Here is a 20,564-nt window from a genome sequence, read left to right on the forward strand (position 1 = left end):
TCGCTCCGCTCGATTTCGACACCCTCTCCCGCAAGGGGAGAGGGTGCACCGAGCCAGATTCGACAGCTTTTGAGCAGCGATGAATGGCCGGGTCAAGCCCGGCCATGGCGGCCCGGCTCAGGCGAAATAGATCAGGCCGAGCCAGTCGGCGACCAGCGCGGGCTTATCCTCGCCTTCGATCTCCACCGTCACGTTGGTGCGGGTCTGCAATTCGTTCGGCTTGCGCAGCTTGGCCTCCACCAGCACAAAACGGCCTCGGACGCGTTTGCCCGAGCGCACCGGCGAGATGAAGCGCAGCTTGTCGAAACCGTAATTGACGCCCATCGTGGTGCCCGCAATCGCCGGCATCACTTCGTAGGACATCACCGACATCATCGACATGGTCAGGAAGCCGTGCGCGATCGTGGTGCCGAACGCCGTCTCCTTCTTCGCCCTATCGGGGTCGACATGGATGAACTGATGATCCTCGGTCACGTCGGCATAGCTGTCGATGCGGGGCTGATCGATCAGGTGCCAGGACGATACGCCGATCTCCTTGCCGACCATGGCCTGATAGGCCTCCAGCGTGATCGGCGGCTTCTTCCAGATTTCGTTCATTTCGCTTCAGGTCTCACTTCTTGTTTTCGGCAGCTCCGGAAAATCCTCCTCGCGGAATTCCCGGCCGCGCAGCGGATCGTTGCGATCATCGTCGCGTTCGAGCCGTCGTAGCTGCACGCGGCGGATTTTGCCAGAGATCGTCTTCGGCAGTTCGGTGACGATTTCGAGGCGGCGGATGCGCTTGAACGGCGCAAGCCGCGCGTGCAGGTGCCTGAAGATGGAGAGCGCCGTCTCCGGCGTTCCCTCCGCTCCCGAGGTGAGCAGCACGAAGGCCTTGGGGATCGCGAGCCGGATCGGATCGGGGCTCGGCACCACCGCGGCTTCCGCAACGAGCTCGTGCTCGAGCAGCACGCTCTCCAGCTCGAACGGACTGATGCGATAGTCGGAGGATTTGAACACGTCGTCGGATCGGCCGACGAAGGTGAGATAGCCGTCGTCGTCAGCGAATACGACGTCGCCGCTGCGATAGAGCTGGCCTTCGGCGCCGGAGAGCTTGCCGTCGTCGCCCTGATAGCCCTGCATCAATCCGGCCGGACGATCGGCACCCAGCAGCAGCGCCACTTCGCCCTCCTTGGCCGGATGGCCATCGGCATCGCTGACCTGGACGCGATAGCCCGGCAGCGGGCGGCCCATCGAGCCGACCTTGATCTTTTGCCCCGGCGAGTTGCCGGCGAGCGCCGTGGTCTCGGTCTGGCCGTAGCCGTCGCGGATGGTGAGGCCCCAGGCGGCTTGCACCTGGTCGATCACCTCCGGATTGAGCGGCTCACCAGCGCCGCAGACTTCGCGCAAGGCGACCTTGAAGGCCGAAAGGTTCTCCTGAATGAACAGCCGCCACACCGTCGGCGGCGCACACAGCGTGGTGACGCCGCAACGGCCGATGGTGGCGAGCAGAGCCTTGGCATCGAAGCGCGGCTGATTGACCACGAACACGGTCGCTCCCGCATTCCACGGCGCGAAGAGGCAGCTCCAGGCGTGCTTGGCCCAGCCGGGCGACGAGATGTTGAGATGGACGTCGCCGGGCTTCAGTCCGATCCAGTACATGGTCGAGAGATGGCCGACCGGGTAACTCCGCTGGCTGTGCAGCACGAGCTTTGGTTTTGCCGTCGTGCCCGAGGTGAAATAGAGCAGCATCGGATCGTCGGCCTTGGTCGGGCCGTCGGCGGCAAAGCCTTCAGAGGCTTTCGCCGCCCCGTCATAGGCAAGCCAGCCGTCGGAGGCTTCACCGACCACGATACGCACGATGTTCTCCGCACCAAGGCTTGCGAATTTCGCGACCTGATCTTCGGCCGCCACCACCGCCTTCGCCTTGCCTCGATCGAGCCGGTCGCGCAGCTCCTCGGCCGTGAGCAGCGTGGTCGCGGGGATCACGACGACCCCGAGCTTCATCGCCGCCAGCATCGTCTCCCACAGCGGCACCACATTGCCGAGCAGCAGCAGGAGATGATCGCCGCGTTTCAGGCCTTGTGCGCGGAGGAAATTTGCGACCTGGTTGGAGCGCTTCGAGAGCGTCGCGAAGGACAGTTTTGTCTGCTTGTCCTGCGCCGCATCGACAATCCAGAGCGCGGGACGGTCCCTGGCTTCCGCATCTTTCGCCAGCTCGTCGAACCAGTCGAGCGCCCAGTTGAAGGGAACCGGATCGGGCCAGCGGAAATCCCTGACCGCTGTCTCGTAATCCGTGCGGTTGTGCAGCAGAAACGCGCGCGCTTCCTGAAATGTCGTCATCAAGCTTTCCCGGCTAGCTCCCTAACGTGCTTGATAATTCCGGAAAAATCCACCCCGCCCTGACCCGCCTTGTCGAAGGCCTGGTAAATCTCCTGCGCATGCTGGCCGAGCGGCGTTGCGGCGCCCGCGGCCCTCGCGGCATCCTGTGCCAGGGTCAGGTCCTTCACCATCAACGCCGAGGCAAAGCCCGGCTTGTAGTCGTTGTTGGCCGGCGAGGTCGGCACCGGGCCCGGAACCGGGCAATAGGTCGTGAGCGACCAGCACTGGCCCGACGAGGTCGAGGCGACGTCGAACAGCGCCTGGTGCGAGAGGCCGAGCTTTTCGCCGAGCGCAAAGGCCTCGCTCACCGCGATCATGGAAATGCCGAGGATCATGTTGTTGCAGATCTTTGCCGCCTGGCCCGCGCCGGCGCCGCCGCAATGCACGATCTTTTTGCCCATCTTCTCAAGCACGGGCTTGGCCGCCGCGAACGCGCCCTCTTCGCCACCACACATGAAGGTGAGCGTCGCGCCCCTGGCTCCGCCGGTGCCACCCGACACCGGCGCGTCGACCGAAAGCACGCCGTGCTTGGCCGCCAGCGCATGCGCCTGACGCGCGCTTTCGACGTCGATGGTGGAGCTGTCGATGATCAGCGCGCCCTTGGCCATGGCGGGAACGACCTCGTTCCAGACGCCGAGCACGTGCTTGCCTGCGGGGAGCATGGTGACGACCACGTCGGCGCCCTTCACTGCGCCCGCCGCACTGTCAGCGATGCCGGCGCCATCGATCTTGGCCTGATTGCGCGACGCCTCGGCGAGATCGAACGCCACCACCTTGTGGCCGGCCTTGACCAGATTGGCGGCCATCGGGCCACCCATGTTGCCGAGACCGATGAATGCGATCGTGGCCATTGTCGTTTCCTCCGCTTGTAGCGTTGTTAGTTGAACTTCAGCTCGTCGGCGCCGATCTCGGCGAGATACGGCGCCAGCATCTGTGGCGTCACATCCTCGATCCGAGGCGGCGACCAGGTCGGATTGCGGTCCTTGTCAATCACGGCGGCGCGCACGCCCTCGCGGAAGTCATCACTGCGGAACACTTCGCACGCCGCGCGATATTCGCGCACCAGGCATTCTTCCAGGCTCGACGCGCCACGCGCCAGCCGCAGCAGCTTCAGCGTCACCACCATGCCGCGCGGCGATTTTTCGTTGAGCGTCTTCAGCGTGGCCAGGGCGAACTCGGAACCGTCGCGCCTCAGTGCATTGAAGATGTCTTCCATGCGGTCAAAGCCGAACAATGCATCGATGATCGGCTCTTTCGCGGCCACCGGACCCGCGGCATCGCCGGTCGCAAAACTGTTGATCAGCTTGCTGACGTCGGCCGCGGTCACATCCTGGCGAACCCTGGTCAGCGCCTCGCGCAGCTCCGGCCACTTGGCCGCCGGCACCACAGCGTCCGCAAATTTTGCATGGATCGCGTCAGGACCATTCATGGTCTGGCCGGTGAGGCCGAAATAAGTGCCGATCTCGCCGGGCGAGCGCGACAGCAACCAGGTGCCGCCGACATCAGGAAAAAAACCAAGCCCAACCTCGGGCATCGCGAGCTTGGTGCGATCAGTGACGATTCGATGGCTGGCGTGGCCGGACAGGCCGACACCGCCGCCCATCACAAGACCATCCATGAACGCCACGTACGGCTTCGGATACTTCGCGATCCGCGCATTCATGACGTATTCCTGGCGCCAGAACCGGGCACCGAGATCACCGCCTTCGCGCGAGCTCTCCCAGAGTCCGCGGATGTCGCCGCCGGCGCAGAGACCACGCTCGCCGGCCCCCTCTAGAATGATCAGAGCGATTTCGGGATCCTTCTCGAAGCGATCCAGCGCTGCGTCGATGCCTTCCGACATCTCCAGCGTCATGGCGTTGATCGCCTTCGGACGGTTGAGCCGGATCACGCCCGCCGCGCCCTCGCGGCGAACGATGAGATCGCCCTCTTCCACCGAACTCATCGCGCGCCCTCGATCAGTTTGCGCGCCACGATGAGCCGCATGATTTCGTTGGTGCCTTCGAGGATCTGGTGCACGCGCAAATCGCGAACGATCTTCTCGATGCCGTATTCGCTGAGATAGCCGTAGCCGCCGTGAAGCTGCAGCGCATGGTTGGCGACCTCGAAACCGACATCGGTCCCGAAGCGTTTTGCCATCGCGCAGAGCATGGTGGCGTCAGGATCTTTCCGGTCCAGCGCGGCGGCGGCTCGCCACAGGAACGTGCGTGCGGCCTCGAGCTCGGTCGCCATGTCAGCGAGCTTGAATTGCAGCGCCTGGAATTCGTCGAGCCGCTTTCCGAACGCCTTGCGCTCTTTCATGTAAGAGCGCGCCTTGTCGAGCGCAGTTTGGGCCCCACCAAGAGAACACGCCGTGATGTTGAGACGGCCGCCGTCGAGGCCGGCCATCGCGATCTTGAAGCCAACGCCCTCTTCGCTCAGGCGATTGGCGACCGGCACGCGCGCGTTCTCGAAGATCACGGCGCGGGTCGGCTGCGCGTTCCAGCCCATCTTGCGCTCATTGGCACCGAAGGACACGCCCGGCGTCTTGCCGTCGATGACGAGGGTCGAGATGCCGCCGGGGCCATCGCCGCCGGTCCTGACCATCGCGACCAGGAGATCGGTGCCGCCGGCGCCGGAGATGAATTGTTTCTGGCCGTTGAGAACATAGTGATCGCCGTCGCGCACCGCGCGGGTGCGCAGTGCGGCCGCATCGGAGCCTGCTCCCGGCTCGGTCAGGCAATAGCTTGCGATCAGCTCCATGGTGCAGAGCTTTGGCAACCATGTGTGGCGCTGGGTGTCGCTGCCGAAGGCATCGATCATCCAGGACGCCATGTTGTGGATGGAGATGAAGGCCGAGGTGGTAGGACAGCCCGTCGCCAGCGCCTCAAAAATCAGCGCCGCGTCGAAACGGGTCATGGCGGAGCCGCCGACATCCTCGCGGATGTAGATGCCGCCCATGCCGAGCGTGGCGGCCTCGCGCATCACGTCGACGGGGAAATGCTTCTCCTCGTCCCAGCGCAGCGCGTGCGGCGCGATCTTCTCCGCAGCGAACGCCAACGCCATGTCGCGAACCGCGACTTGATCCTCGTTCAGAGCGAACTGCATAGTAGGCTGCTCATTTTTCTCTCGTCATTGCGAGCGAAGCGAAGCAATCCAGACTGCCCCCGCGGAAAGATGCTGGATTGCTTCGTCGCTACGCTCCTCGCAATGACGGTCGAGGAGATTACTTCATCGTCGGGATCGAGAACTCCGCACCTTCCTTGACGCCGGACGGCCAGCGCGAGGTCACCGTCTTGGTCTTGGTGTAGAAGCGGATCGAGTCCGGACCGTGCTGGTTGAGATCGCCGAAGCCCGACTTCTTCCAGCCGCCGAAGGTGTAATAGGCGATCGGCACCGGGATCGGCACGTTGATGCCGACCATTCCGACATTGACCTTGGCCGCGAAGTCGCGCGCAGCGTCACCGTCGCGGGTGAAGATGGCAACGCCGTTGCCGTAATCATGGTCGGACGGCAGCGCCAGCGCTTCCTTGTAGTCGTGCGCGCGCACGACCGAGAGCACGGGACCAAAGATCTCTTCCTTGTAGATCCGCATGTCCTTGGTGACGTTGTCGAACAGCGAGCCGCCGAGATAGAAGCCGTTCTCGTAGCCCTGCATCTTGAAGCCGCGGCCGTCGACGGCGAGCGTCGCGCCCTCCTTGAGGCCGATGTCGATGTAGCCCTTGACCTTCTCGACCGCCTCGCGGGTCACCAGCGGACCGTAATCGGCGGACGGATCGATCGAGGTGCCGATCTTGAGCGACTCGACGCGCGGGATCAGCTTTTCCATGAGGCGGTCCGCGGTGGTCTTGCCGACGGGTACGGCGACCGAAACCGCCATGCAGCGTTCGCCGGCCGAGCCGTAACCCGCGCCGATCAACGCGTCGACCGCCTGGTCCATGTCGGCGTCCGGCATGATGATGGCGTGGTTCTTGGCACCGCCGAAGCACTGGCAGCGCTTGCCGGTCTGTGCGGCGCGCTCATAGATGTACTGCGCAATCGGCGTGGAGCCGACAAAGCCCACGGCTTTGATATCGGGATCGTCGAGGATAGCGTCGACCGCTTCCTTGTCGCCGTTGACGACGTTGAGGATGCCGGCCGGCAGGCCCGCCTCGATCATCAGCGCGGCGAGCATCATCGGCACGCCGGGATCACGCTCGGACGGCTTGAGGATGAAGGCGTTGCCGCAGGCGATCGCGGGAGCGAATTTCCACATCGGGATCATCGCCGGAAAATTGAACGGCGTGATGCCGGCGACGACGCCGAGCGGCTGGCGCAGCGAATAGATGTCGATGCCGGGGCCGGCGCCTTCGGTGTATTCGCCCTTCATCAGATGCGGGATGCCGCAGGCGAACTCGGCCACTTCGAGGCCGCGCTGGATGTCGCCCTTGGCGTCGGGCACGGTCTTGCCGTGCTCGCGCGCGAGCAGCTCGGCGAGCTTGTCGTAATCGCGCTGCACCAGCTCGACGAATTTCGTCATGATGCGGGCGCGCCGCTGCGGATTGGTCGCGGCCCATTCCGGCTGCGCGGCACGGGCGTTTTCCACGGCGGCGCGGACTTCAGCCTTGGACGCCAGCGCGACCTTGGCCTGGACGTCGCCCGTCATCGGCTCGAAAACGTCGGCCGTGCGCCCCGAGGTGCCCTTGACCTCCTTGCCACCGATGAAATGTCCGACTGCGCGCATGGAATGAACTCCCTAAGTCCGAGCTTGATCGCTTTGACAAATCCTATCGACCTGCATTTTATAGGATTCAAGTCTGAGATAATGCACCATAGATGTGCGAAAATGCTGGATCAAGGTCACATCGACTGGGACGACTTCCGCTTCGTGCTGGCCATCGTGCGGGGCGGCTCGGTGTCGGCTGCGGCAAAACAGCTTGGCGTCGACCATGCCACGGTGATCCGCCGCGTCGACCGGCTGGAGAAGCACCTCTCGGCCAAGCTGTTTGACCGGCGCAAGACCGGCTATCTCCTCACCGAGGCCGGCCAGCGCGTCGCCGACAGCGCCGAGGCGATGGAATCGACCATCGTCGCCAACCAGGAGCAGGTCGGCGGCTCCGTGGCGCGGCTGACCGGCACGGTGCGGATCGGCGCGCCCGACGGGTTCGGTACCGCTTTCCTGGCGCCGCGGCTGGCGCCCTTCGCCGACCGCTATCCCGACCTCGATCTGCAACTTGTAGCCACCGCGCGGCTGTTCAGTCTCTCCAAGCGCGAGGCCGATATCGCGATCAGCCTGACCATGCCGAAGGAAGGCCGCATCGTCGGGCGCAAGCTGCTCGACTACCGCCTTGGGCTCTATGCCGCGCCCAGCTATCTCGACCGCTTCCCGAAGATCGTTTCGCGCGAAGTGCTGCCACAGCACCGCTTCGTCGGCTACATCGAGGAGCTCCTGTTCACACCCGAGCTGGACTATCTGCCGCAGGTGTCACCGCGGATCTCGGCACGCTTGCGCAGTGCCAATCTGATCGCGCAGCTCAACGCCACTCTTGCCGGCTTCGGCATCGCGGTGCTGCCGCACTTCATGGCGAGCGACTATCCGCAGCTCGTCGCGGTGCTGCCCGAGGAAGTTTCGATCACGCGGACGTTCTGGATGCTGATGCACGCCGACAGCAAGGATCTCGCGCGTATCCGGGCGGTGGCCGATTATATCGGCGAGATCGTGGAGCGTGAGCGAGCGTTGTTTGCGGGGCGGTGAAAAGACGGTCTCGTAGGTGGGCACGCTTCGCTTTGCCCACCTACGGCGTCTCGCCTAGTTCTGCTTCTTCTTGGCCGGCGCAAGCTTCGCAGGCTCGCGCTTTGCGCCCTCCAGCGCACTGTCCTTGCCCGCCTTCAGCACCTCGTCCGACAGCTCGCTCGAACCCGCGATGCGTGCCAGCAGCATGGTGCCGGCCATCGTGGCCAGCGTGGCAATCGCCTGCTTGCGCGCGGCCTTGCGCGGCAAATTGGGGATGAAGTCGGTCATCATCTCGACCATCTCGTCGAGCTTGCCGGCGAAGGCTTTTCGCGTCTTCGGGCTCTCGCGGGCGATCTCGGCGCCGAGCGCCGGGATCGAGCAGCCATGGCCGGGATTGTCGCGATGGAGCGCCGAAAGATAAGTATCGACGATCTGGGCGAGCTGCTTCTCGGGCGCGACCTGATCGGACTGCTTGCGCCAGTGCTCCATCGAGCGGTCCATGGCGTAGGCGAATGCCTCGATCACCAGCGCCTCGCGGGAATCGAAATGCGCGTAGAAGCCGCCATGGGTCAGGCCCGCTTCCTTCATGAGGTCGGCGACGCCGATACCGTGGGCTCCCTTTTCGCGCAGCCGCACGGACGCCTTCTTCACGATGCGGTCGTGGGTTTCCTGCTTGTGTTCCCGAGAATAGCGCATGCGGCTCTCATTGGATGTCGGAGGTCATCTCATAACACGTATATCGGTCCGGCGGCGCATTAATTCCCGGTAAAATTGTTGCCAATCATGGAAAAGGTTGCAGTCGCATGGACTGCGAGGGCGCCCTTGCCGTCGCGCACGAAGCCTTCGGTGTAGCTGGTCTGGCGCCCCAATTTGATGATCTTGCCTTCGGCCGAGATCAGTCCGGAACGAACCGACAGCGGGCGCAGGAAGGTCATCTTCAGATCGAGGGTAACCGATCCCTGCCCGGCCTCCAGCCGCGTCGAAATCGCGCAGCCCATGGCGGTGTCGAGGAGCGCAGCGGCGGTCGCCCCATGCAGAAGGCCGATGGTATTTTCGAGGTCCTCGCGCGGCTCCAGTTCCATCACGATCCGACCCGGCTCGACCACGGCCAAGATGAAACCGATCAGCTTTGCGAAGGGCGGCGGCGGCAGCCGGCCGTCACGGATGCCCAGCATGGCGTCGATGCCGGATAAGCCCATCGCCACCTTTGCAACCGGCGCAGGCACCTGCCAGTCCACCACCCGCTCGCGCCGCAGCGCGGGCGAAAACAGATCGAGTTGAGCGGGTTCGGTCATGGGCTGTCTCTTTGTATGATTTGCATCATACTATGCCGCGGACTTCGCGCTGGCAACTCCGCCCCAACCGCTTGACAAGGGAGGCATTTCGGCTCCGAAGTCATCCCGACGCGCGCGCCTCGCGCCTGTCCACCAAACCTTCGAGATCCCACGATGGAAATGCTCAACAACCACTGCGGCGTGACGCGCGATGCGCGCGGCATCGTTCATGTCGCGATCTGCAATGCCGGCTCGCTGAATATTCTGGGCTCGCCCGTGACCGATGCAGTGCGCGAAGGCCTGCAGCGGCTCTCGTCTGACCGCAGCATTCGAATCGTCGTGCTGCGCGGCCAGAGCGAGAAGAGCATGATCGGGGGCGCCGACATCAAGGAGATGGCGAAGCTCGACCAGAAATCGGCCGAAGCGTTCATCAGCCGCCTGCGCGATCTCTGCGAAGCCGTGCGCCAGTTCCCTGCCCCCGTGATTGCGCGCATGCCCGGCTGGTGCCTCGGTGGCGGCCTCGAGGTCGCGGCGGCCTGCGACTTCCGCATCGCCGCGCATGATGCGCATTTCGGCATGCCCGAGGTGCGCGTCGGCATCCCCTCGGTGATCCACGCCGCGCTGTTGCCGCGGCTGATCGGCTGGGCCCGCGCGCGCTGGCTGGTGATGACCGCGGAGAATATCGACGCGCCGACGGCGCTGGCCTGGGGCCTGATCGACAAGATCGCGCCGGCCGACGGACTGGATGCCGAGATCGAGCACCTCGTAACGGCGCTGCTCGAATGCGGCCCCGAGGCGCTGCGCTCGCAGAAGGCGCTGCTGCGGCAATGGGAGGAACTGCCGCTGACGGAGTCGGTGAACCTCAGTGTCAAGGTGTTCGGCGAATCGTTTCTGACCGACGAGCCGACGCGGCTGATGCAGGCGTTTGTGAACAGGAAGCGGTAACTAGCCGCTCCTCCGATCGGACGATCAATTCTCATCCGAGCCACGACAATTTCTCATGCCGGGCGCGGTTGCATTTTTTGCGCCGCATCATATGATGACCATAATCTCAATTGTCATCGCCAGGGAGTCTTGTCATGGCCGAAGCCACCGATCCCGTCGTCATCGTCTCCGCCGCCCGCACCCCGCTCGGCCGCTTCATGGGCGAGCTGTCGCCGCTCGCCGCGCACAAGCTCGGATCGCATGTGATCAATGCGGCGCTGGAACGCGCCAAGCTTGCTCCTGAGAAGATAGACGAAGTCTTCATGGGCTGCGTGCTGCCGGCCGGCCAGGGCCAGGCGCCGGCCCGGCAGGCGGCGCGTAGCGCTGGTCTCCCAGACGCCACCGGGGCGACCACAGTCAACAAGGTCTGCGGCTCCGGCATGAAGGCGACCATGCTGGCGCACGACATCATCCGCGCCGGCTCGGCCGAGATCGTCGTCTCCGGCGGCATGGAGAGCATGAGCAACGCGCCGTATCTGCTGGCGAAGGCACGCGGCGGCTATCGCGCCGGGCACGACCGCATCATCGACCACATGATGATGGACGGTCTCGAGGACGCTTACGAGACCGGCCGCTCCATGGGCGATTTCGGCGAAGCCACGGCCGAAGCCTATCAGTTCACCCGCAAGGACCAGGACGCCTACGCGATGGAAACGCTGGGCCGCGCACGCAAGGCGGTCGAGGGCGGCGCGTTCAAGGCTGAGATCGCGCCGATCACGCTGACCGAGAAGGCCGGGCCGCGCGTGATTGCCAATGACGAGCACCCGCTGAAGGTCGATCCCGCAAAGATTCCCGGATTGAAGCCGGCGTTCCGCGCCAGCGGCACCATCACGCCCGCGGCCTCCTCCGCCAACGCGGACGGCGCCGCCGCGCTGGTGCTGACGAAACGGTCGCTCGCCGATCGCAACGGCCTGCCGGCATTGGCGGTGATCAGGGGCCACGCCACCCACAGCCAGGAGCCGCAATGGTTCACCACGGCGCCGATCCCGGCGATCCGCAAGCTGCTCGACAAGGTCGGCTGGAGCGCAGGCGATGTCGATCTCTTTGAGATCAACGAAGCGTTCGCTGTCGTCGCGATGGCAGCGCAGCGCGATCTCGGCATTCCCCGCGAAAAGCTGAACATCAATGGCGGCGCCTGCGCGCTCGGTCATCCCATCGGCGCCACCGGTGCGCGGCTGATCGTGACACTGCTGCATGCGCTCGAGGCCAACAACGTCAAGCGCGGCGTCGCGGCGCTGTGCATCGGCGGCGGCGAGGCCACCGCGATCGCGGTGGAGCGTCTCGCGCAGTAGCGGTCGCGATGTCCTGAATTGAGGGAAGTCTGTCATTTCAGACTTCCCGTTTTCGTGCCAGAGTGCAATAACGACGCGGGTCTCCCAAAACCCGCCAACCGGATTGAGGGGCAATGATTTCGAACTGGCTTTCGGCTGCGCTCGGCCGTCGCAACATTCATTACGGCTGGGTGATGGTCGGCGTGACCTTCTTCGCCGCGCTGATCAGCGCCGGCACGGTGGGCGCACCCGGCGTGTTCATCGTTCCGCTCCAGAAGGAGTTTGGCTGGAGCACGGCCGAAATCTCCTCGGCGCTCTCGATCCGCTTCATCCTGTTCGGGCTGATGGCGCCGTTCGCGGCTGCTCTCCTCAACCGCTACGGCCTGCGCAACGTCACGCTGACCGCGCAGCTCATCGTCGTCTCGGCGCTGGTGCTTTCGCTCGGCATGACCGAGATCTGGCAGCTCGTGGCGCTGTGGGGCGTGGTGATCGGCATCGGCACCGGCATGACCGCGCTGGTACTGGGCGCCACCATCTCCACGCGCTGGTTTGCTGCGCGGCGCGGCCTCGTCGTCGGCATCCTGACTGCGAGCGTCGCCACCGGCCAGCTCGTGTTCCTGCCGCTGCTGGCAAGCCTGACCGAACGCTATGGCTGGCGCCTGGCACTCGGCTTCGTCTGCATCATGCTCGGCGTTTCTGCACTGGCAGTGCTGCTCGTCATGCGCGATCGCCCGAGCGATCTGGGCCTGCGCCCGTTCGGCGACGAAGGCACCGAGCCCCTGCCCGCACCGCCCGTGAACCACGGCTCGATCACGGGCGTGGCGCTCGGCACGCTGCGCGACGCCTCGAAGTCGAGCGCGTTCTGGATCCTGTTTGCGACGTTCTTCGTCTGCGGCGCCTCGACCAACGGCCTCGTGCAGGTGCACCTGATCCCGATGTGCCTCGATTTCGGCATCCCGCAGGTGCAGGCGGCGAGCCTGCTGGCGGCGATGGGAATCTTCGACTTCTTCGGCACCATCATGTCGGGCTGGCTGTCGGACCGGTATGACAACCGCTTCCTGCTGTTCTGGTACTACGGCCTGCGCGGGCTCTCGTTGATCTTCCTGCCGTTCAGCGATTTCTCGTTCTATGGCCTGTCGATCTTCGCGATGTTCTACGGCCTCGACTGGATCGCGACCGTGCCGCCGACGGTGCGGCTGACCGCGCAGAAATTCGGACCCGAGCGCGCCAATCTGGTGTTCGGCTGGATCTTTGCGGGCCACCAGCTCGGCGCCGGCACGGCCGCCTTCGGCGCGGGCCTGTCGCGGACGCTGCTGCAAAGCTACCTGCCCGCTTTCTTCGTGGCTGGCGCACTCTGCGTGTTTGCCTCGCTGATCGTGCTGGCGCTATCGCGGCAGCCAAAGCCGCAAGCCAAGCCCGCGATGGCCTAGTACCTGATCGTGGTGGTGACGCCGAATACCGCGGCGTCACCGATCCGCGACACGCCGATCGGATCGTTCGGGTTCGCGATGCCGCCCGACGGCCTGAACACATATTGGAAGTAAGGCGCGATCAGCCAGCCCGGCTTGATGTGCGCCTCGTAGATCATCTCGATCAGCGTTTCGTTGCTGCGCACCGGCCCTGGGACGCCGGTATAGAAATTGGTGTCGAGATCGAGACTGCGCGCCGTGTTCGAGATCCGCATATAGGCCATCCCGATCCCGAAGCGATCGAGCGGACGCCCCGGCGTAAACCCGACAAAGCCGACGCCGCCATCGAGATAGAGGTCGATCAGATTGCGATCCGGCGGGCTGTAGGCAATGCGGCCGAAAGCGGTGATCCCCGGGATCGAAGCCGACACGGTCTTTTCGGTTTCCGTCCCCGCCGGCCGCCAGAGGGCCTGCTCGACGACGGCGTAGATTCCGTAATTACCGTTGAGCTTCGCCGGAATGCCCGATCCGGTAGGATCCGCGAGCGAGAGACCTTCCACGGTGAAGCGCTGACTGTCGAAGTCGCCAAAATGATACCAGCCACCGGGCGTGAAGTTGCCGGCGAGCGTGCTTCCGCCGATGTCGACATGATAGTCGAAATGGACCTGCCCGATGACCCAGGCCGGATCGTTGACGCGAAAGGCGAGACCATGATTGTCGCGCGTCTGCGGATCGCCCTCGCCGGGCGCGGCCGCGCTGCCGTTGAACACGGCACCGAAGACAGTGACGTTGTCGGCAACCTGGGCCTTGACGCGAATGCCGGGCACAGCGATCGGCGGCGCAGGTCCTCCGGCCGGCAGATTGGTGGCCTTGATGGCGGGCCAGCCGAAGGTGCCGTTGATGAAGAGGTCGTCGGTCTGGCTGTCGAAGAACTCGACGTCGGCGGCCTGCTGGCCTGCCCGGATGTTGAGGCGGTCGTTGAAGAAGCTCTGCTCGAAATAGGCGTTATAGAGCCGCTGGTCGGGCAGCGCCTCGATCTCGCTGATGGTGGCGAGATTGTAGATGTAGTTCCGGCTGAGCCCGCGGCCGTAGATGATGTAGCCGTTGGCGTAGAAACGGCCGCCGGTCCAGCCGACCAGCTTGTCGAGATCGGCGTCGACTGAAAGATCGAGCCGGCCGAAATGGATGGCGCCGCGCGAGACTCCGCCCGAGACATTGCCGATATTGTCGGCGATGTAGGTCGCGCCGAAATTCAGCCCCTTGTTGGCAAGACCGTCATGCCAATCGTTGAACCATTTCGGGAACAGCCAGTCGGCGGCGCTCTCATCCTTGGCGCCGGCGAAGGCGCTGGTGCTCGCGAACAACATCGCCGCGATCACGACCGATCGTCGCAAGACAAATCTCAGGGCAATCGCACTCACGGTCGATACCGGCTCGTATGCGCTACTTTTTGAAGATGCCGGTGCGCCGCATGAACAGATAGGCCGCGCCGATCGACGACGCCATCAGCACGGCGGCATAAATAAAGCCCTCGTCCACGTCGGTGAGCGGCAGGCCCTTGGTGTTCATGCCGAAGATGCCGGTAATCAGCGTCGGCGGCAGCAACAGCGTCGTCACGATCGAGAGCGTGTGGAGGTGGCGGTTGCTCTCCTCCTCGTTCTTGAAGCGCAGCTCCTCCTCGAGCAGGCGGCTGCGCTCGCGCAGCTCGACGATGTCGTGATCGAGCCCGTCCAGTCGCTGGGCGAGCTTGCCGGCCTGGATGCGCAAGCCCGGCGACAAATGATCGGTGTTCTTCTGGTCGAGCCGATGAAACAGCACGCGCAGGCCGGTGAGCTGGCGATGCAGTCGCACACAGGTCCGGCGCAACCTTCCGAGCGTGCGGCGCATCTCCGGCTTCGCATCGTCGGCCAGAATTCGCTCCTCGATGCCGTCGATTTCCTGGCCGAGCTTGTCGGCCATCCGATCGAGCGTGTCGGCGACCTCATCGACGATCTTCTCCAGGAGGTGGGCGACATTGTCGACGCGATAGCCGCCTTCGAGCACGCGCCGGGTCGCGTCCGCCGAGCACAGCGCCTGGTGGCGACCGGAGACCAGCAAATGCTCGGTCATGGCGAAGCGCAGGAATGCGGTCTCCTCCGTAGCAGCATCGATGTCGCGGACGAGATCGGAGAACACGCCGTAGACGCAATGGTCGATGACGTGAAGCTGCTGGAACGTGTCGCTCGACAGCAGGAGATCGCGCGCGAGTGGCGGCAACGTTGATGCCGCGATCCACGACCGCACGCGACCATCTGTCAAATTGAAATGGAGCCAGAGCCGGCCATCATGGCTGAACTCGATCGGCTGGTCGATCGGCAGCGCCTCGGCGCTGCCGTCGCCGTGCAAACGAAACGCCCACACCAGTCCCGGAATGACAGGCGCGACATCCGCTGTCGCACTGACAAGCATTGCCGGCTCAGCCATGCTGACCCCACATCATTGCAGCCCAATCCCGGGGGCCGCTCTTGGCCTCCTCCGGGTCCTCCGTGCAGTCAATTACGCCAGTGTTACAGTTTGATGATGGTGCGCCGCCCTACTCCGCGGCCAGCCCCGTCGCAGCCTGGGCCTCCTTGATGTAGTCGTGCACGACACGGCCGAACGGCAGCGTCAGGTCGGCGATGTAGTGATGCGCGCCGATGCAGCGGCGGACCGGGAAATCCGCAACCGGCGCATTGACGTGCGGCACCAGATGCAGCCGGCCGGGACCCATCCAGGAGCCCTTCGGCACGATGTCGATCAGGTTGATGGCAACAAGCTGGCAGACCTCGAGATGGCCGTCGACGCCCGGGATCATCTTCAGATTGACTTGAGTCTTCGACAGCGTGGCGCGGGTGAGATCGCCATTGCCGGCCATGCTCTCATGCTTGTAGCCCATCGTGCCCATGGCGACGAGCTGGCCGGCATATTCCAGCGTGCCCGTCAGCGTGTCCTTGACGATCTCGAGCTTTGGATGGGCGTACTTCTTCGGAAAGCCCCAGATCTCGCGACCCGCTGCGATCGGCGGATCATCGTCGAGATACATCTGCGAGACGAAGTTGACCTCCTCGCCATGCAGCCGCGCGGGGATCACGAGGCCGGACTCGGTGTAGCTGCCGAAGCCGGAGGAATCAGGCATCTTGATCCATTCGTAATGCACGATTGGCTGGTCGATCGGCTCCAGCGGCTCGGGCAGGCCGGCGCGGATCAGGTCCGGATCAGTCTCGTAGGTGATGACGAGGAATTCGCGATTGACGAAGCGGTATGGTCCGGCCGGATAGCTCGGCCCGGCGGCCGGCATGGACGGAAGCCTCAGCACGTCTTCCCTGCGCATCGCTGTCTCCTCTGGTGATGTCCGGCAAGTTCCGACTTTACGCAAATTGCTAGCCGCCGTCATTGACTGCGATGTGACCGATTTCCGTCAGCCGCACGACTGGGTGCCATTCCCGTTGCGGTTGACCTGCATGCAAAGGATGTATCGGCGCCGCCTTTGTCATCACGCCGTCATCGCGGGCCGCAATCGTCTGATGAAGGCAGGAGGCACCACCATGGACGCCCGCACGTCGCAACCGACACATCAGACCCATCAGCCATCCGCGCGGGGCTGGCGGCCCGAGCGATGCGACCGCGTCGCGCTGGTCCTGCAGGGCGGCGGCGCGCTCGGCGCCTACCAGGCCGGCGTCTACCAGGCGCTGCACGAGGCCGGCATCGAGCCCGACTGGGTCACCGGCGTCTCGATCGGCGCGATCAACTCGGCCATCATCGCCGGCAACAAGCCGGAGAAGCGGCTCGACGCCTTGCGCATTTTCTGGGAGCGCATCACCAACCGCAAGATCTGGCACTACACGCCGGACGGCGACGTCTTCCGCCAATGGCGCAATCTCTACAGCTCCTGGATGACGTCGGCGATGGGCCAGCCGGGCTTCTTCACCCCGCATCAGGTCAATCCCTGGCTCAGCCCGGTCGGCGCCAGGACGGCGACGAGCTATTACGACACGGCTGCGCTCAAGGCGACATTGCTCGAGCTCGCCGACTTCGACCTCATCAACGAGAAGCGGACCCGCTTCGCGGTCGGCGCGGTCAACGTGCTCTCAGGCAACTTCATCTATTTCGACAACGCCCATGACGAGATCGAGCCGGAGCACATCATGGCCTCCGGCGCCCTGCCCCCGGCGCTGCCGATGGTGCGGATCGGCACCGATCATTTCTGGGACGGCGGCATCGTCTCCAACACGCCGCTGCAGCATCTGCTCGACCAGGAGGACGCAATCAATTCGCTGGTGTTCCAGGTCGACCTGTTCAGCGCGCGTGGCGTGCTGCCGCGCTCGATCCAGGACGTGATGGCCCGCCACAAGGATATCATGTATTCCTCGCGCACCCGCCACAACACCGACGTGTATCGTCGCACCCATAATCTCAAGGTGCTGCTCTACAAGGCGCTGGCGAAGATTCCGGACGAGCAGCTCTCCGACGAGGACCGCAGCCTGAAGGCGAGCCTGCGCCGCATGCCGGAGATCGCGATCCTGCATCTGATCTACCAGCAGAAGGCCTATGAGGGTGACGCCAAGGACCACGAATTCTCGGGCACCTCGATGCGCGAGCACTGGACTTCTGGCTACGAAGACACCAAGCGCACGCTGAAGCGCCGCGACTGGATCAAGATGCCCGACGAAGGCATGGGGCTCGTCGTGCACGACGTGCATCGGGAAACGGAGAGCGCGTAGCTCGATCCTCCTCGTCATTGCGAGCGCAGCGAAGCAGTCCAGTATCCCTCCGCGGACACAGCCTGGATTGCTTCGCTGCGCTCGCAATGACGGAGCAAGGGGCGTCGTCGCATTCTCCGATTTACATCCTATTTGCAGGCGTACTTTTTCCACAGACACACTTCCGCGTTCTCGCGGCTTGTTTCGCCCGAGCTTTGCTATTCTCTTCGCGCCCTCCAAAAGAAAGGGCGCAGGGAAGGCCGGGCGCCGGCTGGCACCCGCGTCCCGTGTGCGGAAAAGACGCGCACGGGTTGGACAACAGGTGACGCCGGAACGCCCGGCCTTCCCTGCGCGAATGGCTTTACGGCTTATGTCGCGCTCTCCCCGGGGAGCGATGCACTATTGCCCCCGTCGCCTTGCGGATGGCTGAGGTGCGGGTCCGGTTGGACGGCGCACATCACCACAAGACTTGACGCACAGACTCCGGGCGTCAGGACCACACGATTTTGCCGTCCGCGCACATCCCCGACGTTGTCCCCAATGGCTGGCGTGCGCTCACCATCGCGGCCGAACGAGGACGCTGTCAGCGCCGTGTCGTGCCACGCTCGCACTGCTCACGGAGCACCAAACAAGGAGCTCCGCCCTACAGCCTGAAATGCGCGCCGACGCCGTCGCGGCCACCGCCTCCCGACCCGCGTCTCGTGACGATCGCGAAACGCCCCTTGTGGCGGGCGGGATCGGCGCAATATGCGCCATTTCCGAACTTCGGTAAATAAGAATGTCTTTGCAGCGAGGGATTGACAGGTGTTTTGCCCGACGGGCGGCGGTTCAGCGATCGGCCGGACCTTCTCACGGGGGCCGTAGACTTCGCGGCCCAAACGTGGACAATACGGCCCACGCGCTTCGCGCGCGCAGTGCACACCAAGATGCGCCAGGGGAAACAAAATGCCGACTGCCTTCCCGTCGCCCGTACCCGCCATTCCGACCGCGCCTGTGACCGCCCAGCTACGCGACGCGTTGCGCGCGATCGTGGGCGAGAAGGGATTCATCGAGGACGAGCATGGCAAGCAGCCGTTCGTCACGGACTGGCGGGGGCTGCTGGTTGGCGGCGCCGCGGCCGTCATACGTCCCGGCAGCACCGAGGAGGTCTCGAAAGTGGTCCGGCTTTGCCATGACCACGGCATCGCGATCGTGCCGCAGGGTGGCAACACCGGGCTGATGGGCGCCGCCACGCCCTGGCCTGCGCATACCGGCATCGTGCTGTCGCTCGGCCGCATGAACCGCGTGCTGAACGTCGATCCCGTCGGCTATGCGATGACGGTCGAGGCCGGCTGCGTCTTGCAGACGCTGCAGGAGACCGCAGCCAAGCACGACAGGTTCCTGCCGTTGAGCCTTGGCGCCGAGGGCTCCTGCATGATCGGCGGCAATCTCTCGACCAATGCCGGCGGCGTGCAGGTGCTGCGCTACGGCAACGCGCGCAACCTCGTGTTCGGGCTCGAGGTCGTCCTGCCCAACGGCGACGTCTGGGACGGATTGCGTGCGCTCAAGAAGGACAACACCGGCTACGATCTCAAGCACCTCTTCATGGGCGCCGAGGGCACGCTCGGCATCATCACAAAGGCCGTCCTGAAGCTATGGCCGGCACCGAAGGACGTCTGCACGGCATGGCTGGCTGTTCGCGATCCGCGCGCGGCGCTGGAGATCCTCTCCGAAGCCCATGCGGCCTCCGAGGACAATGTCGGGTCCTGCGAGCTGCTGAGCCGCGCGGCCGTCGACCTGGTGATGCGCCACATTCCCGGCGTCCAGGATCCGCTCAAGGCAGATACGCCGTGGTACCTGCTGCTCGAATGGTCGTCCTCGCGCCCACGACAGGACGGGGCCGCTGGCATGTCGGAGAAGCTGGAGCAATTTCTCGCCGACCAGCTCGAGGCTGGTCGCGTGCTCGACGCGGTCGTCGCGCAGACCGTCAGCCAGTCGCGCAACATGTGGCGCATCCGGGAAGCCATGGCCGAGGCCTCGCGCGCCGAGGGTCCGGGAATCAGCTACGACATGTCGGTGGCGATCTCCAAGATTCCGGAGTTCATCGACAAGGGGCTCAAGGCCGTGCTCGATATTCTCCCGAGCATTCGCCCCTATCCTTTGGGGCATATCGGCGACGGCAATCTGCACTTTTCGTTCATGGGGCCGAAGGGTATGGATCAGCAGACGCTGAACCAATATACCGCCGCGATCACACGCGCCGTGAACGACATCATCACCTCGATGGGCGGCTCGATCTCGGCCGAGCACGGCATCGGCATCGAGAAGCTCGACGAGCTCAGCCATTACCGCTCGAAGATCGAGCTCGACATCATGCGCACCATCAAGCGCGCGCTCGACCCGCAGAACATCATGAATCCGGGGAAGGTGCTGCGGGTGTGATGAAGACCGAGCACCCTCCCCGTCGTCTCAGCCGCGCGGGTTGACGATGGAGTAGCCTCGCAGCGAACGCGCGTGCATGCGGGTGGCGTGGCCGCCCGAATTGGCGTCATAGGCCATCCACATGTCGCCGCCGAGGGGCCGTTCCAGAACGAAGACGTGCCCGCGGCGCGCCGCAACCATTCCCGGCGCCGGCGACGTCCGAGGGAAACGCAGCCAGTTGGCCGCGAGGTTCAATTCCGGCACGTGATGGCCGAACACGCGCAGCGCCGCGCCACAGCCGCAGAAGGAGGAGGGACAACCGGCCGGACGGCCGCCAATGATGCGATCACCACCGGACACGCTGATTGTCGTGGCGGTGTACCCCGTGTCGGTCACCTTCATTTGCGTTGCGCGATAGGCTTGCAGGGAACGCCTGGGAGCCCGCTCGCGTTGCGTCT

Annotated in this window: 18 protein-coding genes; 6 read left to right on the forward strand and 12 right to left on the reverse strand. The window is 64.5% G+C overall.

Features of this window, described 5'->3' with window-relative positions; all coding sequences use genetic code 11:
- Nucleotides 1–117: 117 nt before the first annotated feature.
- The 6 genes from K3F49_RS09775 to K3F49_RS09800 all read right to left on the reverse strand — a co-directional run bounded on the left by K3F49_RS09775 (nucleotide 118) and on the right by K3F49_RS09800 (nucleotide 7,060).
- The gene (locus tag K3F49_RS09775; protein ID WP_234680719.1) at nucleotides 118–597 is read right to left on the reverse strand and encodes a MaoC family dehydratase; all 480 of its coding nucleotides are present in this window, start codon (nucleotides 595–597) and stop codon (nucleotides 118–120) included.
- A 6-nt stretch (nucleotides 598–603) separates the two neighbouring features.
- On the reverse strand, nucleotides 604–2,319 hold the full coding sequence (locus K3F49_RS09780) for an AMP-binding protein (RefSeq protein ID WP_234680720.1): 1,716 nt from the start codon (nucleotides 2,317–2,319) through the stop codon (nucleotides 604–606).
- The gene (mmsB, locus tag K3F49_RS09785) at nucleotides 2,319–3,209 is read right to left on the reverse strand and encodes a 3-hydroxyisobutyrate dehydrogenase (RefSeq protein ID WP_234680721.1); all 891 of its coding nucleotides are present in this window, start codon (nucleotides 3,207–3,209) and stop codon (nucleotides 2,319–2,321) included. The genes K3F49_RS09780 and mmsB overlap by 1 nt, the downstream gene beginning before the upstream one ends.
- A gap of 26 nt (nucleotides 3,210–3,235) precedes the next feature.
- Nucleotides 3,236–4,303: an enoyl-CoA hydratase/isomerase family protein gene (locus tag K3F49_RS09790; protein ID WP_234680722.1), complete on the reverse strand. Its 1,068-nt coding sequence runs from the start codon at nucleotides 4,301–4,303 to the stop codon at nucleotides 3,236–3,238.
- A complete protein-coding gene (locus tag K3F49_RS09795; protein WP_234680723.1) occupies nucleotides 4,300–5,445 on the reverse strand; it encodes an isobutyryl-CoA dehydrogenase in 1,146 nt (381 codons plus the stop codon). The genes K3F49_RS09790 and K3F49_RS09795 overlap by 4 nt, the downstream gene beginning before the upstream one ends.
- A 118-nt stretch (nucleotides 5,446–5,563) precedes the next feature.
- Nucleotides 5,564–7,060 carry a CoA-acylating methylmalonate-semialdehyde dehydrogenase gene (locus tag K3F49_RS09800; RefSeq protein ID WP_234680724.1) on the reverse strand — a complete coding sequence of 499 codons (1,497 nt, stop codon included), beginning with the start codon at nucleotides 7,058–7,060 and terminating at the stop codon, nucleotides 5,564–5,566.
- A 102-nt stretch (nucleotides 7,061–7,162) separates the two neighbouring features.
- Between K3F49_RS09800 and K3F49_RS09805 the strand changes: the two genes are divergently transcribed.
- Nucleotides 7,163–8,071 carry a LysR family transcriptional regulator gene (locus K3F49_RS09805; RefSeq protein ID WP_234680725.1) on the forward strand — a complete coding sequence of 303 codons (909 nt, stop codon included), beginning with the start codon at nucleotides 7,163–7,165 and terminating at the stop codon, nucleotides 8,069–8,071.
- Between the two features lie 54 nt (nucleotides 8,072–8,125).
- Here K3F49_RS09805 and K3F49_RS09810 read toward each other — a convergent pair whose 3' ends face one another.
- Both K3F49_RS09810 and K3F49_RS09815 read right to left on the reverse strand, forming a co-directional pair.
- A complete protein-coding gene (locus tag K3F49_RS09810) occupies nucleotides 8,126–8,746 on the reverse strand; it encodes a TetR/AcrR family transcriptional regulator (protein ID WP_234680726.1) in 621 nt (206 codons plus the stop codon).
- A 59-nt stretch (nucleotides 8,747–8,805) separates the two neighbouring features.
- Nucleotides 8,806–9,345 (reverse strand): PaaI family thioesterase, encoded by a 540-nt coding sequence (locus K3F49_RS09815; protein WP_234680727.1) that lies wholly within the window; start codon nucleotides 9,343–9,345, stop codon nucleotides 8,806–8,808.
- 153 nt (nucleotides 9,346–9,498) lie between these two features.
- On the opposite strand from K3F49_RS09815, the gene K3F49_RS09820 reads away from it, so the two are divergent.
- The 3 genes from K3F49_RS09820 (at nucleotide 9,499) to K3F49_RS09830 (ending at nucleotide 13,009) form a co-directional block, all read left to right on the forward strand.
- Nucleotides 9,499–10,269, forward strand: coding sequence for an enoyl-CoA hydratase (locus tag K3F49_RS09820; protein WP_234680728.1), 771 nt, complete (start codon nucleotides 9,499–9,501; stop codon nucleotides 10,267–10,269).
- A 134-nt stretch (nucleotides 10,270–10,403) separates the two neighbouring features.
- Complete coding sequence (locus K3F49_RS09825) at nucleotides 10,404–11,600, forward strand: acetyl-CoA C-acyltransferase (RefSeq protein ID WP_234680729.1); 1,197 nt, start codon at nucleotides 10,404–10,406, stop codon at nucleotides 11,598–11,600.
- Nucleotides 11,601–11,713: 113 nt separating this feature from the next.
- A complete protein-coding gene (locus tag K3F49_RS09830; RefSeq protein ID WP_234680730.1) occupies nucleotides 11,714–13,009 on the forward strand; it encodes an MFS transporter in 1,296 nt (431 codons plus the stop codon).
- Here the strand turns inward: K3F49_RS09830 and K3F49_RS09835 are convergent.
- The 3 genes from K3F49_RS09835 to K3F49_RS09845 form a co-directional block, all read right to left on the reverse strand.
- Nucleotides 13,006–14,355: a carbohydrate porin gene (locus K3F49_RS09835; protein ID WP_346657317.1), complete on the reverse strand. Its 1,350-nt coding sequence runs from the start codon at nucleotides 14,353–14,355 to the stop codon at nucleotides 13,006–13,008. The two genes, K3F49_RS09830 and K3F49_RS09835, sit on opposite strands and share 4 nt — an antisense overlap.
- 76 nt (nucleotides 14,356–14,431) lie before the next feature.
- On the reverse strand, nucleotides 14,432–15,451 hold the full coding sequence (locus tag K3F49_RS09840) for a transporter (RefSeq protein WP_234680732.1): 1,020 nt from the start codon (nucleotides 15,449–15,451) through the stop codon (nucleotides 14,432–14,434).
- Between the two features lie 109 nt (nucleotides 15,452–15,560).
- A complete protein-coding gene (locus K3F49_RS09845; protein WP_234680733.1) occupies nucleotides 15,561–16,337 on the reverse strand; it encodes an acetoacetate decarboxylase in 777 nt (258 codons plus the stop codon).
- 214 nt (nucleotides 16,338–16,551) lie between these two features.
- On the opposite strand from K3F49_RS09845, the gene K3F49_RS09850 reads away from it, so the two are divergent.
- Both K3F49_RS09850 and K3F49_RS09855 read left to right on the forward strand, forming a co-directional pair.
- Entirely contained in the window at nucleotides 16,552–17,727 is a 1,176-nt protein-coding gene (locus K3F49_RS09850; protein WP_234680734.1) for a patatin-like phospholipase family protein, read from the forward strand.
- A gap of 924 nt (nucleotides 17,728–18,651) precedes the next feature.
- Complete coding sequence (locus tag K3F49_RS09855; protein ID WP_234680735.1) at nucleotides 18,652–20,127, forward strand: FAD-binding oxidoreductase; 1,476 nt, start codon at nucleotides 18,652–18,654, stop codon at nucleotides 20,125–20,127.
- Nucleotides 20,128–20,154: 27 nt separating this feature from the next.
- Here K3F49_RS09855 and K3F49_RS09860 read toward each other — a convergent pair whose 3' ends face one another.
- Entirely contained in the window at nucleotides 20,155–20,508 is a 354-nt protein-coding gene (locus tag K3F49_RS09860) for a hypothetical protein (RefSeq protein WP_234680736.1), read from the reverse strand.
- Between the last annotated feature and the right edge of the window lie 56 nt (nucleotides 20,509–20,564).

This window comes from Bradyrhizobium monzae, from assembly GCF_021458635.1.
Lineage (GTDB): Bacteria > Pseudomonadota > Alphaproteobacteria > Rhizobiales > Xanthobacteraceae > Bradyrhizobium.